The organism is Halolactibacillus miurensis (assembly GCF_900116255.1).
Lineage (GTDB): Bacteria > Bacillota > Bacilli > Bacillales > Amphibacillaceae > Halolactibacillus > Halolactibacillus miurensis.
On sequence record NZ_FPAI01000013.1, the window covers coordinates 38,099 to 50,702 of the forward strand.

At 38.4% G+C, this 12,604-nt stretch carries 13 protein-coding genes; 3 read left to right on the top strand and 10 right to left on the bottom strand.

Translation table 11 applies throughout. The annotated features are described in order from the left end of the window. Positions 1-19 precede the first annotated feature (19 nt). From BM390_RS09275 to BM390_RS15490, 5 genes are all read right to left on the bottom strand, one after another. Complete coding sequence (locus BM390_RS09275; protein WP_082394456.1) at positions 20-820, bottom strand: polysaccharide deacetylase family protein; 801 nt, start codon at positions 818-820, stop codon at positions 20-22. 69 nt (positions 821-889) lie between these two features. Beyond that, positions 890-1,057: a FeoB-associated Cys-rich membrane protein gene (locus BM390_RS15290; RefSeq protein WP_143103165.1), complete on the bottom strand. Its 168-nt coding sequence runs from the start codon at positions 1,055-1,057 to the stop codon at positions 890-892. 26 nt (positions 1,058-1,083) lie between these two features. Further along, positions 1,084-3,075: a ferrous iron transport protein B gene (gene feoB / locus BM390_RS09280; protein WP_089854457.1), complete on the bottom strand. Its 1,992-nt coding sequence runs from the start codon at positions 3,073-3,075 to the stop codon at positions 1,084-1,086. Next, a complete protein-coding gene (locus BM390_RS09285) occupies positions 3,072-3,302 on the bottom strand; it encodes a FeoA family protein (RefSeq protein WP_062321105.1) in 231 nt (76 codons plus the stop codon). The genes feoB and BM390_RS09285 overlap by 4 nt, the downstream gene beginning before the upstream one ends. Before the next feature lie 227 nt (positions 3,303-3,529). Continuing rightward, positions 3,530-3,679, bottom strand: coding sequence for an SE1561 family protein (locus tag BM390_RS15490; protein ID WP_177220695.1), 150 nt, complete (start codon positions 3,677-3,679; stop codon positions 3,530-3,532). Positions 3,680-3,786: 107 nt separating this feature from the next. On the opposite strand from BM390_RS15490, the gene BM390_RS09290 reads away from it, so the two are divergent. Then, positions 3,787-4,653 (top strand): mechanosensitive ion channel family protein, encoded by an 867-nt coding sequence (locus BM390_RS09290; RefSeq protein ID WP_089854460.1) that lies wholly within the window; start codon positions 3,787-3,789, stop codon positions 4,651-4,653. Between the two features lie 23 nt (positions 4,654-4,676). On the opposite strand, the gene BM390_RS09295 is transcribed toward BM390_RS09290, so the two are convergent. Further along, the gene (locus BM390_RS09295) at positions 4,677-5,363 is read right to left on the bottom strand and encodes a YfkD family protein (protein WP_177220696.1); all 687 of its coding nucleotides are present in this window, start codon (positions 5,361-5,363) and stop codon (positions 4,677-4,679) included. Between the two features lie 168 nt (positions 5,364-5,531). Continuing rightward, positions 5,532-5,921 (bottom strand): OsmC family protein, encoded by a 390-nt coding sequence (locus BM390_RS09300; RefSeq protein ID WP_062321095.1) that lies wholly within the window; start codon positions 5,919-5,921, stop codon positions 5,532-5,534. Between the two features lie 321 nt (positions 5,922-6,242). On the opposite strand from BM390_RS09300, the gene BM390_RS09305 reads away from it, so the two are divergent. Further along, positions 6,243-7,412 carry an MFS transporter gene (locus BM390_RS09305; protein ID WP_062321093.1) on the top strand — a complete coding sequence of 390 codons (1,170 nt, stop codon included), beginning with the start codon at positions 6,243-6,245 and terminating at the stop codon, positions 7,410-7,412. A 79-nt stretch (positions 7,413-7,491) separates the two neighbouring features. Here BM390_RS09305 and BM390_RS09310 read toward each other — a convergent pair whose 3' ends face one another. Together BM390_RS09310 and BM390_RS09315 are read right to left on the bottom strand one after the other, a co-directional pair. After that, complete coding sequence (locus BM390_RS09310; protein WP_062321090.1) at positions 7,492-8,175, bottom strand: amino acid ABC transporter permease; 684 nt, start codon at positions 8,173-8,175, stop codon at positions 7,492-7,494. A 28-nt stretch (positions 8,176-8,203) separates the two neighbouring features. After that, positions 8,204-9,037, bottom strand: a complete 834-nt coding sequence (locus tag BM390_RS09315; protein WP_089854467.1) for a transporter substrate-binding domain-containing protein — start codon at positions 9,035-9,037, stop codon at positions 8,204-8,206. A 335-nt stretch (positions 9,038-9,372) separates the two neighbouring features. Between BM390_RS09315 and BM390_RS09320 the strand changes: the two genes are divergently transcribed. Next, on the top strand, positions 9,373-11,325 hold the full coding sequence (locus tag BM390_RS09320) for a heavy metal translocating P-type ATPase (RefSeq protein ID WP_089854470.1): 1,953 nt from the start codon (positions 9,373-9,375) through the stop codon (positions 11,323-11,325). Positions 11,326-11,413: 88 nt separating this feature from the next. Here the strand turns inward: BM390_RS09320 and BM390_RS09325 are convergent, their stop codons facing one another. Beyond that, positions 11,414-12,529: a GGDEF domain-containing protein gene (locus BM390_RS09325; protein ID WP_062321087.1), complete on the bottom strand. Its 1,116-nt coding sequence runs from the start codon at positions 12,527-12,529 to the stop codon at positions 11,414-11,416. Positions 12,530-12,604 lie beyond the last annotated feature (75 nt).

The window sequence follows — 12,604 nt, forward strand, 5'->3', positions numbered from 1 at the left end:
GTGACGAACGGGCTTTTCATTACCAAAATATCGTATGAGCTTTTTCCTTAAAAACAAGTTCATCTAACGTACCAAAACGATACCCTTGTTGTTTAGCTTCATGGATAATGGCACGTAGTGCCAGAAGATTATCCTCTGATACCGCATGCATCAAGATGACTGCTCCTGGATGGAGTTGATTCATGACTTGATTATAAGGATACTCATAACCTACCTCTTGGTCTTCATGCCAATCAACATAAGCGATTGACCAAAACATTTGACGGTAACCTAAATCACTCGTCCATGATAACGTCTGTTCATTGAAAATACCCTTAGGTGGACGCATATACATCATTGTCACATCTGGAATCAATAACTGAATCGCTTTTTCTAAAGACTTAATTTCCTCTTTAAATGACTGTTCTGTTAATGTCGTTAAATCATAGTGATGATACGTGTGGTTTCCTATCAAATGATTTTCCTCAGCCATTCGTTTGACGATATTTGTGGCACTTCGTACGTAATGACCGGTCACAAAAAAACAAGCCGGCACACTTTCTTCCTTTAATACATCTAATATCCCCTCGGTGTAGCCTTTTTCATAACCATGATCAAAGGTAAGATAAATAACCTTTTCTCCTGATCGATCAAGATAATAACCTTCGCCTTGCTCTAGTAACGATTGATAGTGTCCAATCTCTGGTGGCTGATTATTTTCCCCGCGCTTATAACCAAATCCATACGCATAGATTGGCGTATGGAATACAGTCGTCATCAAGGATCCAATCATGAGTAATAGGATACATGTCGTTACTTTAACCCATACATTCTCTGACATAAAAAACACCTCATTTCACCGTTTTTATTAACGTGTGAATGAAGGATGTTTTTTATACATAGATCACTGTTATTTATGATTCTCTAATTGTTTTGACATACATAGCGTTCCCGTTTGTTCGCAATGTTTTTTTAATGGACAGGCAGCGCACTTACTTTGCTTTCTTAAACGGATATGGCGGACAAAAACAAGGCAGGCATAACCAAAAATAACAAACCCAATCAATATATCTAACATACAAACGCCTCCAGAATCTTATTAGATTAAACGAACAGCTGGCCGCCTTGATAAATAATGAAAGATAACACATAAGCTAGTGCTAAAGCGTAGACGACACTAAAGATCGCGAGTCGTTTCGAATGTGTTTCTTTTCCAATCACTGCTACTGTCGCTAAACACGGGACGTAAAGCAAAATAAACACCATGAAACTATAGGCCGATAGTGGACTAAATGCTTGTAATAAGACATCATTTAGTCCCGCTTCAGGTACAGCATAAATAATGGTCATCGTCGATACGACGACTTCTTTTGCGAGAAAACCCGTTAACAAAGCAGCCGCTGCTTGCCACGAACCAAAACCAAGTGGTGAAAGAAGCGGACTGATGATGCCACCAATAAGCGCAAGATAACTATCGTCCATCGGTACACCGATACCATTTGGTCCTGTATAAGTAAGCAACCAAATAAAGACAGATCCCGCAAAAATAAATGTCCCCGCTTTTCTTACAAAACCTTTTCCTTTTTCCCACGTACTGCGCCAAAGTGTCTTTAGTTGCGGCAGGCGATAAGGCGGTAACTCAACAATAAACAAAGACGTGTCTTCTTTATAAAGAGTGCTAGAAAACCATTTGGCGAGGATTAACGCTAAGACAACGCCGAGTACATACAGTGATAAGACAATGAGTGCTTGATGGTTACTAAAAAACGCACTCGCAAAGAGCGCATACACCGGTAACCTTGCTGAACATGACATAAGGGGTGTTAATAAAATCGTTAACGTGCGTTCTTTTGGCTGTTCAATTGTTCGGCACGCCATGACACCAGGCACGTTACACCCAAAGCCTATAATCATAGGAATAAACGATTTTCCGCTTAACCCAGCACTTTGCATCATTCGGTCCATAACCGTTGCCACGCGAGCCATATAACCAGAGTCTTCTAATAACGAAATAAAGAAAAACAATATAAAAATTTGCGGCACAAAGACTAATACACCAAAAACGCCACCGATGATCCCATCTAATACGAGCGCTCGAATAAAGGCCGATGCATCAATCGCATCAAGTATCATGATAACACCAGACGTCAAAGGCCCAGAGAAAAAGGCATCAAGTAAATCCGATAGTGGAAAACCTAGCCAATCAAACGTTAGCATAAACATCACATACAACAAGCCTAAAAAGATAGGTATGCCTAAAAAGCGATTGGTCACGAATCGATCGACCGTCTCAGTTAACGTCGGTTTATTTCTGTCGTTTTCCCTCATAGTCGCTTGCAGCAACTCGACAATATAGTGGTCTCTTACTTGAAACAACTGTCGACTCAAGGTAAGACCTGATATATCCTGTATCTGTGTATTTGCCTCGAACTTAATGCTTTCACAGCGATCAACATTCTCTCTCTGACTCAAATAGTCAATCACTACGGGATTGTCATCTAAATACTGCAGCGCTAACCACCGTTGATTCATTATTTCACTCGGCATAAGTGGTATTAACTTTCCTAACGCTTCTTCAATCACTAACCCATAATCTAATGTGAGTGGTTTTGATTGATGTTGATGTGAGCGTTCTACCGCACGCACCAACTGATCAATGCCTTGTTCCTTTCTAGCAATAATCGGCGTAATAGAGGTGCCTAAATAATCGTTCATTTGACCGATATCAATCTGTTTGCCTCGTTGTTTAGCCACATCCATCATATTTAAACCCACCACAACTGGCTTGCCGTATTCTAACAACTGAACGGTTAATTGAAGTTGACGCTTCAGTTGTGAGGCATCAACAATATTGATCAATACATCACAATCATCTGTTAACAAAAAGCGAGTCACGACCGCTTCATCTTTTGATAATGGATGGAGAGAATAGATCCCTGGTAAATCAATCAATTCACCATTTAAGTATTTAAGTTGACCTACTTTCTTTTCAACGGTCACACCGCTCCAGTTACCTACATATTCATATGAACCGGTCAAAGCATTAAATAACGATGTTTTTCCCGTATTCGGATTACCTATTAATGTGGCCTTCATATTTTACTCACCCGAATGGCTTTTAAATCATTCTGCCGCATACTAATACATTGTCCCCCGCATTCAATCATACACGGGCCACCAAAGGGTAATTTATTTTTCATGCATACTTTGCACGCTTCACTAATGCCTAAATGATGGAGACGCGCTTGAATAAGAGCATGGGTCTCTTTTAAATCCAGAATTTGTGCGGATTCACCTATCTTTAATTCATGTAAATAAAGCATCACGTGCCTCCTCTTAGATGGTAATGAGAATCATTATTAATTACACTCTCATCATATTATGAATGACGGAGGAGGTAAAGCTTTTCTCTTCGTCGTTCACAAAATGTCCATATTCATTCTCGAAAAAGGCAGATAAGCATGCTCGATGTAGAATTGAAAGAATAACCGTCTACTTATAAAAAAATAGTTATCAAAAAAGACAAGCCCTGGGTAAGGCTTGTCTTTTCTCATTTTAATTTCTTTTCCATCGATTCAATCATCTCAATAAGGCGATCAATATCTTCTAGAGAGGTTTCACTCGGTTCGAGCTCATCTAACTGTTGAAGAAAAGCTTCTAGCTGTTGTTTTAGTTGTTGAATTTTTGGATTTTCTGGCATGAAAAAGCTCCTTTATGATATAAGTCTCTCTTATCGTACATAAAAAGCAGTAACCTGTCTAGTATGTTATAATAACTACCGAGAAATAGATAGTTAGGAGGACACATATGTCGATAAAACAAATAAATGAATTACTAGAAGCGATTTTAGAAAATAACATAACCCAATTAATCATTGGTGGTTTAGTCATCTTCTTTATCGCCGTTTTCTTACAACGCGTTGTACGTTCCGTTCTTAGTCGGACGAAGTTAATGGACGGTAAAGAGTCAGACACCGTAATTTCTCTACTACAATCCATTATTAAATATATCGCGGTCATCGGCTTTTTATTGTTTGCCTTAAGCGTCTTTGGTTTAGATGTTGGTGGCATGTTGGCAGGTGCTGGGGTGCTCGGTATTATTATTGGTTTTGGTGCCCAAAGTCTCGTTCAAGACTTACTGGCCGGATTCTTTATTGTGTATGAGAAACAACTCCAAAAAGGTGACTGGGTTATTGTCAATGAAGCACATGAAGGTGTCGTTGAAGAAGTTGGTTTTCGCGTATTAAAAATTCGCGACTGGTCAGCGACGATCATCTCAATCAACAATGGCCAAGTCAGAAGCGTTGAAAACTTCAATAAAAATAAGATGCGCGTCATCGAACGTGTAACCGTCAGTTACTACGAAGACCCTTCTCGCGTATTACGTATACTAGAAGAAATTTGTGATGAGCTCAATGACGAATTAAAAGATTATTTAAAGCAGAATGTCTCAGGTCAACCCATTGAACCCTTTACAGTACTTGGTGTGGACTCTATCAATGACCAACATCAAGGGTATCGCTACATTATTTCTGGTTTGGTCGGTGATTTAACTTACTTCGGTAATGCCCGAAGTGTAAGAACGGTTATTGCCAAGCATATGTATAAAAACAACGTTAAGATGCCCCAACAAACGATTCATATCACCGAAACATACAACCGCAATGAGCAGTAAAAGGCTCGTTGTGGTTGTTGTATTTAATTCATTACCTTAAAAGCCCCTTCATCAATCCATGTCGTATCGATTTCTGCCTTCACTATATTTTTAACAATTAAATGCGGTTGATTCTTTTCTATCTTCAGATAGACATCCGCAGTTGTTGTTTGACCAGTAATATTAACGCCTGATATAAATACGCGGGTAGATGAGGTGAACACCATTGTCTCTTGTAATGTCATTGTACGGTCTAATGTCACTTCGTTAGTTAAGTGGTCGAGTTCATCCGGTCGTATATAAATCAATACATCCAGTAGCTCACGTTCTTCCTCGATAGTTATATGCTTCATTTTCTTCAACTCAAGTATATTGTCATCCATTTTAAGAACATCGGCCGTCAGTTCAATAAAGTACGGAACAGGTTGAATGTCATCAATCTGGCATGTCAACAACCATCTACCGAGAAAAATTGAACCTTCTACCCCTAATGTGTAAAAAGCGGTCGTGTACTGACTTTTATTAAGTGTCTCAATTAATTCTGGATTATCTATAGGCACTTTTAATGTCTCATACCATGACTCTGTCATGTCCGTTGGCATGAGGACTGTATTATTTTGATTAATACTTTTAAAAGGCTCTTCTCCCTTTGTTAGTAAAACAAGAATACTCATGCAACAGAGTATGATACCTAGACAGACAGAACTTATTATGAGTCTACGTCTTTTCAATCCCATCCCTTCTTTCTTTTAACGCTTGTATTCATAGTGTATGACGTTAAAAAGAAAATATGAGGTGATATACTTTAGGTATTCGCGCCTGATTTTAATCCAAATTAAAAAGCATGTACGACAAAAAGACAAGTCGTCTTTTCGTAATACATACTTTCTATCAACGGATTATCTCAGCGATACAATTTCTAATGTCTCATCAATTTCGACACTATTTTCTAACGCGCGGCTAATCATGCAACGTTGTCTCGCTTGTTCTAGTAACCGGTACAGTTTATCAATATTTAAATTACGCCCTTTAACAACAAAGTGTAATTTAATCTTTGTCATTTTATGATCATCTTTTGGATCTTTTTTCACTTCTGTACGAATAAAAAAGTCATCCACGTGCGTATGATGCAATTCCAATAGATCCGTAAACTCTTTTGCGCTGGATCCTGCGATGGAAGCCACTAATAAGTGTTCTGGCTTATAACCGTGGTAAGGATCTTCAGAAATATCTAAAATACCATATTCCACTTCGACGCGAATACCTTCTTCTTTAAATTTAAATAACATAAGATCGACTCCCTTTCTTTCGATAGTTTTCTTTTCCCTATATTAAGGTATGATAAGCATCATTCTCTCTTTCTTATAGCTTATCCAATTATGATTATAGTCGGTTGATCTTCATTTGATGACTCAGTTGAAGATTCAATCTTTCTATTATTATTTAGTTTATCACTTTTTTATTCCTGATGCTCAGATAAACACTTGGATTTTTTCACTTTTTTTACACTTTCTCATACATTTCTTCGTCTAAAGTCACTTGTCTTTTTAAAGTAAACATATTAAAGTAAGACTGTTGTCTTAATTTACTGTGTATTTGGAGGAAGTACGATGTCTAAATCAATGCGTTTTAATATATTAATCAGTTTTGTTACCATCTCAGGTTTTACTCAAGGAATGTTATTACCGCTTTTAGCGATTTTATTAGAAGATATGGGGGTCTCTTCTAGTATGAATGGCTTACATGCGACAGGGCTATATATTGGTGTGCTCATAGCGTCACCATTTATGGAGAAACCATTACATAGGTTCGGTTACAAACCGATGATTGTCACTGGTGGGGCGTTAGTGTTTATTTCTTTATTACTGTTCCCGGTATTTCCTTCACTACTTGCTTGGTTTATCCTAAGACTGGGTGTCGGTATAGGGGACCATATGTTGAATTTTGCGACACAAACGTGGATCACATCTTCAACCCCTCAATATAAACGCGGAAAAATCATTGCCATCTATGGACTGTTTTTTAGTCTAGGCTTTGCACTCGGTCCATTCATGTTAAAGCTCGTTAAAGTACATCAACATTTACCTTTCTTGCTCGCTAGCTTTTTCTGTTTCGTTGCTTGGATCTTTGTGCTATTTATTCAAAATGATCACGTTGAACAAGACGACGCTATTCAAACCATTCAAGTCCAATCGACATTTTCCCGCTTTGGGCTGACCATTAAACTCGCTTGGTTAAGCTTACTTGGCCCTTTTGCTTATGGCATTTTAGAAGCTGTCTTACACGGTATCTTTCCTGTATATGGGGTTCGAATTGGTTATTCTGTGGATACAATCGCTTATATCATCCCACTGTTCTCAATCGCCACGCTCTTTACACAAGTACCTTTAGGCACACTTAGTGATAAGATTGGGCGAAAGAAAATGCTAGCCATGGTAACATCTACAGGGACTGTTATCTTCTTTCTCGGTGCCGTCTTTGAACATCATTTTTTTGTTATTATTTTAACCTTTATAGTAGCCGGTGGCTTACTAGGTTCACTCTTTTCAATGGGGGTCTCTTTTATGACCGATTCATTACCTAAACAGCTCTTGCCAGCTGGGAATATTATGTGCGGCATTAGTTTTAGTTTAGGAAGCATGATTGGCCCGTACTTTGGTGGTTCAGTCATTCAACACTTCCCACAAGTGTCTCTGTTTTACAGTTTAGCAGTGATGCTACTGGTCATTTCGCTGCTTTTCATTTTATTTACACCAAAAAGAGTGATGGAAAACAATTAAATCCACTAATTAAAAATATGATCATGAATAGTAAAAATGAGCGGCTTGCTATAAGCGGCTCATTTTTACTATTCTCTGTCTAATTTTTTTCAACAAACTTAGAAAATCTTTTTTCTAACCGTTCTTGGAAAGCGCTGATGACAATACTCAGTGGCCAGTAGATCATAGCGACTAATATATACATCGTTAAAAAATCAAAGGAACGTCCACTAGCAATCTGTGTTTTTTGAAACAATTCTGGCACTGTAATAACAGCGGCAAGTGACGTAGCTTTCACTAAATCTAAAAAGATATTTGTTAGTGGCGGTAAGGCAATCCGCATTGCTTGTGGTAAGATCACTCCCGTGACTGTTTGACGGTAATTCAAACCAAGTGATTGAGCTGCTTCCCACTGCCCATGCTCCACACTGTTAAGAGCTGCTCGATTGACTTCAGCGATATAAGCCGTTGCATTTAGACCAAATCCAATCACCGCCGCTTGAAAAGCAGAAAACTCAATGCCGACCGCTGGTAAACCAAAATAAAGAATAAATAAGAAGACTAATACGGGTGTCCCGCGCATAAACGATATATACACACGTGCCGGTAACCGAAACAGTTTTCGTTCACTTCCTCGTAACAGAGCAACGGGAAGACCAAGAGCCAGACCAATCGCCATACTAAGGAAAGACACCGCGATCGTCATCGGTAATCCTGAAAGGATCAGCGGTAAATTCTCAATGGCTTTATCTAGATTAAAAAAAACTACGTGTAATGTCATCATCTTTACCGCTCCCTTCCTAATCTATTAATTAAATATCTAATCCTTCAATGATCTCAACATCGGCTTCTGTCTGTTCTGAAGCATCTTCACCGTAGAACTCAATCGCAATGTCTGATAATGTCCCATCATCACGCATTGCTTGTAACGCTTCGTTTACGGCTTCTTCAAGTGCTGTTTCACCTTTTTTCATGACAAGTGCTTGTTCGGTTGGGTGAAACTTTAAATCTGGATGCATCATAATATCGAAATCAGGAAAAGCTGCCACACCAAACTTAATTAAATAATAGTCATTTACAACGACATCCGTTCGCCCGATAGAGACATCTCTTAAGTAAGCTTCATTACTCGCATTACCATAAGTTCTAACCTCTGCCCCGAAGTGTCGAGCGATTTCAGACGAAATCGTTGTTTCCCCACCGCCATTAATTTTTCCTGCTAAATCTTCAAGAGAACGCACACCAGAGTAATCACTTTTTCTTACAACCATTGTTGAATAGGAATATTTATATGGTTCAGAAAAAGTAAAGGTTTCTTTTCGGTTCTTTGTGGCTGAAAAATCATTAGCTGCTAAATCAACGCGTCCTGTATCAACAGCTGGTAACATGCCATCTACACTCATAATCTCAAACTTAACGTCTACACCTAAACGACGTCCGACTTCACGTGCCACTTCCACGTCAAAGCCAGTTAACTCATCTTGATCATTATAGTATGAGGCCGCAATCAATGTGCCTGATGTTGCTACAGTAAGCACACCTTCTTCTGTTATCTCATCGTATAATGTTGTCTCTTCTGAGCAGGCACTTAAGACAACGACACCCATAAACAAAACCATCGCAAGTATCTTTTTCAACTTTTCCATCCCCTTTGTAAATTTTCTGATAACATTCTTTAACGCTTTTCACTATATCAACTATTCAGAGGCAATGCAATAGAAAAACACAAACTGTACTATATTTTTTCTTAATTTCTGTATTATAACAAATCAGAGTGTCTTGACACCTGTGTCACAAAATGTTCACATTTATTCTACTATTATCTTCTGTATCTTGTATTTTTTAAAATACTTGTTATACTTATTTTATAATCATTATAATTTATAATATTCATTATAAACACATATATATCATATAAATAAAGGATTTATGTATCATTCAAATGATTTTAATTCTCAATTAGAAAACGGAGGGGTTATAAATGAGTGAACTAACTAAAAAGATTACAAATAACAATAAGACTCATTCTCAATTAGTACAGGGGGTGTTGGCTAAAGGGCGAAAACATAAGGAATTAATCGCTGCCTTAGTTAGCGGCATGCTGATTTTAATGGCGTGGGCGTTTCACGATTCCTTGCCAGAAGGACGTTACATTACCTTAAATGTTCTTGCCTTTTTCATCGGTGGATATGCTAAAGCGAAAGAAGGCATCACCGAAACACTAGCTGATAAAACGTTAAACGTTGAACTATTAATGATTTTGGCAGCCATTGGGTCGGCCATTATCGGCTACTGGGTGGAAGGGGCGATTTTGATTTTTATTTTCTCCCTTTCAGGTGCCATGGAAACGTACACGATGCAAAAAAGTGAACGTGATTTATCAAATTTAATGCATTTACAACCGGATCAAGCCTTACGGATTAATAACGGTAAGGAAGAACTTGTTTCCGTTGATGCTCTTCGGATTGGTGATTTGATCTATGTCAAACCAGGAGAAAGAATGCCTGCCGATGGTAAAATAGTGAAAGGTAAAACAGCGATTGATGAAAGTGCCTTAACAGGTGAATCTATTCCTGTCGAAAAATCAATCGATGATCCTGTCTTCACTGGGACCATGAATCAGAGCGGCAGCTTAACCGTTAAAGTAACAACGGATAGTAGTGAGCCATTTGTTCAAAAAATTATGACGCTTGTGCGCTCAGCACAATCAGAAAAATCTCCTGCTCAATTATTCATTGAACGCTTTGAAAACATTTATGTTTATATCACCTTAGCTGTCACCGCATTCATGATGGTGTTACCTCCTTTTATTTTCGGGTGGAGTTGGAATGAAACGTTTTACCGGGCCATGATCTTACTCGTTGTTGCTTCCCCTTGTGCACTTGTTGCTTCTATCACACCTGCAACATTGTCGGCTATTTCTACAAGCGCTAGACGCGGCATGCTCGTAAAAAGTGGCGTTCACTTAGAAAATTTTGATAAAGTAACCGCTATTGCGTTTGATAAAACAGGCACACTGACCGTTGGACGACCGGAAGTCACAGATTTTATCACGAAGGACGAAGAAGTAGATGAAACGATTGTTAAGCGGATTGTTCAAATCGAAAAAGGCTCTAGTCACCCACTTGCTGAAGCGATGATAAGGTTTAGTAAAACGTATCTCGACCCAACCACCATTGAAGCTTCAGATGAGATGACTGAGGTGACAGGTAAAGGGGTTAAAGCAGCATTTGATGGTGATGAGTGGGCAATTGGGAATGAGAAATTATTCACTGCCTCAGCGGATAATTGGTACAGTGAACAAGCAAACATCTTAAAAGAACAGGCAAAAACGCTTGTCTATATAATGAAAAATAATGACGTCGTGGCGATTGTTGCCCTAAAGGATGACATCCGACAAGATACCATTGAAGCCATTAAAACTTTTCAATCACTTGGTATCGAGACTATCATGTTGACAGGCGATAATGAGAAAACGGCTGAAGCAATCGCAAAAGAAGTAGGCTTAGACCGATATGTCGCTAGCTGTATGCCTGAAGATAAAGTCAATGTTTTAAAGACGTTAAAAGAGGAATTTGATACGATTATGATGGTTGGCGATGGCATTAACGATGCCCCTGCTCTTGCGACGGCACATATTGGCGTTGCTATGGGAGCTGGTACAGACGTGGCCTTAGAAACAGCCGACATTGTCCTAATCAAAAACAAACTGGCTAAATTAGTGGATCTTTTTAGTTTGTCAAAACGGATGAATACGATTGTGAAACAAAATATCTTCTTTTCTATTTCGGTGATCATTTTGCTTATCGTGTCAAACTTATTCCAATTCATTAATCTGCCGCTTGGCGTTGTTGGACACGAGGGAAGTACGATTCTTGTTATTTTAAACGGGCTCCGTCTACTCAAATTTAAACAAGCCCCTCTTCATGGGTAAAACTTGTATTTGTCTATCATTAACAAAAAGAAGCAAGCGATAAATGTGCATGCACACGCCTCGCTTACTTCTTTTTCTTATCCTCTTATTAGTCTGCTAGATTTTGATGAAAAGCACGTTTTTCACTATAGAGCTTCCGATCAGCATATTGATATATTTGTTCTGTCGATTCAGAGCCATTTCGGATCGATACACCTGAACTAAATGATAATTGTTGAATATATATTTCATCATATTGTCGCAAGACTTGTTTGATCTTTTTAGAGTAGTCATCGGTAGTTAACACTTCTTCCGTTACCACAACAAACTCATCCCCACCTAAGCGAGATACGAGTGCTTTCTTATCAAAAACTTGTTTAAGGGCTTGACCAAAGGCAATTAATGTTTGATCTCCTGCGTGGTGACCATACGTATCATTTACTTTTTTAAAATGATTAAGGTCAAACAATACGAGGGTAAACGGTTGATTACTTTCAATGAGATGACCAACAAACATTTCATAGCTTTGACGATTATATAATTTCGTTAAATGATCTTCCTCTGTTGCTTGTGACTCTAAGAAAATATAGGCAACTAAAATACCGAGTACGACGGATGTCCATGAAAAGTAGAGTCTTGAATTAAACAATTGAACGACCATACCTAGAATCGGCAACATAAAAAACCAGATAAAAATCTGTTGGGCCTGTCTTGTCACAAGATGACGATGGCGGTATAGTGATACAAGCATATACATATATATACTTGCGAGCACCACATAATGCACATCTTTAAAATCACCACTTGAATAACTATTTGTCACTGGATCTACACTAAAATAAATCGGATGATACCAATTGATGATAAGAATAACGATCGTAAATATACTCCATTGTTGATAAAACAACCGTTTACTCAATCGCTTCGGATTGTGAAAGGTATGATAATCTACATAACTCATCAATAGACCACCTAATAGTGGACCGACAAGAAATAACATGACGTTACTTCCGTACTCTAACGAGTAACTAAACGGAAACAACTTCCCGTCAAACATCCACGTCAATGGCTCAACAATGATCGCCACTGCTGAAACAAGCATAATAATCCCCAACAAGAACTTACCATAACTCTTTACCTTTAGTTTTAATTTAATCATGACGTATAAAATCACCACAATAAAGAGTGCAAATACGTTCAATTGGAATTGAACAAAATACCCCATACCCCCACCTGCTCACCTATAGAAATGTAATTATTCCGACTATTAAAGATTGAAAACATTGCTTTATTGCTATGG

Excerpts from the sequence above, each read along its gene's own strand:
- BM390_RS09275 (WP_082394456.1), bottom strand. The coding sequence starts at position 820 with ATGTCAGAGAATGTATGGGTTAAAGTAACGACATGTATCCTATTACTC.
- BM390_RS15290 (WP_143103165.1), bottom strand. The coding sequence starts at position 1,057 with ATGTTAGATATATTGATTGGGTTTGTTATTTTTGGTTATGCCTGCCTT.
- feoB (WP_089854457.1), bottom strand. The coding sequence starts at position 3,075 with ATGAAGGCCACATTAATAGGTAATCCGAATACGGGAAAAACATCGTTA.
- BM390_RS09285 (WP_062321105.1), bottom strand. The coding sequence starts at position 3,302 with ATGCTTTATTTACATGAATTAAAGATAGGTGAATCCGCACAAATTCTG.
- BM390_RS15490 (WP_177220695.1), bottom strand. The coding sequence starts at position 3,679 with ATGCCAGAAAATCCAAAAATTCAACAACTAAAACAACAGCTAGAAGCT.
- BM390_RS09290 (WP_089854460.1), top strand. The coding sequence starts at position 3,787 with ATGTCGATAAAACAAATAAATGAATTACTAGAAGCGATTTTAGAAAAT.
- BM390_RS09300 (WP_062321095.1), bottom strand. The coding sequence starts at position 5,921 with ATGTTATTTAAATTTAAAGAAGAAGGTATTCGCGTCGAAGTGGAATAT.
- BM390_RS09305 (WP_062321093.1), top strand. The coding sequence starts at position 6,243 with ATGTCTAAATCAATGCGTTTTAATATATTAATCAGTTTTGTTACCATC.
- BM390_RS09310 (WP_062321090.1), bottom strand. The coding sequence starts at position 8,175 with ATGATGACATTACACGTAGTTTTTTTTAATCTAGATAAAGCCATTGAG.
- BM390_RS09315 (WP_089854467.1), bottom strand. The coding sequence starts at position 9,037 with ATGGAAAAGTTGAAAAAGATACTTGCGATGGTTTTGTTTATGGGTGTC.
- BM390_RS09320 (WP_089854470.1), top strand. The coding sequence starts at position 9,373 with ATGAGTGAACTAACTAAAAAGATTACAAATAACAATAAGACTCATTCT.
- BM390_RS09325 (WP_062321087.1), bottom strand. The coding sequence starts at position 12,529 with ATGGGGTATTTTGTTCAATTCCAATTGAACGTATTTGCACTCTTTATT.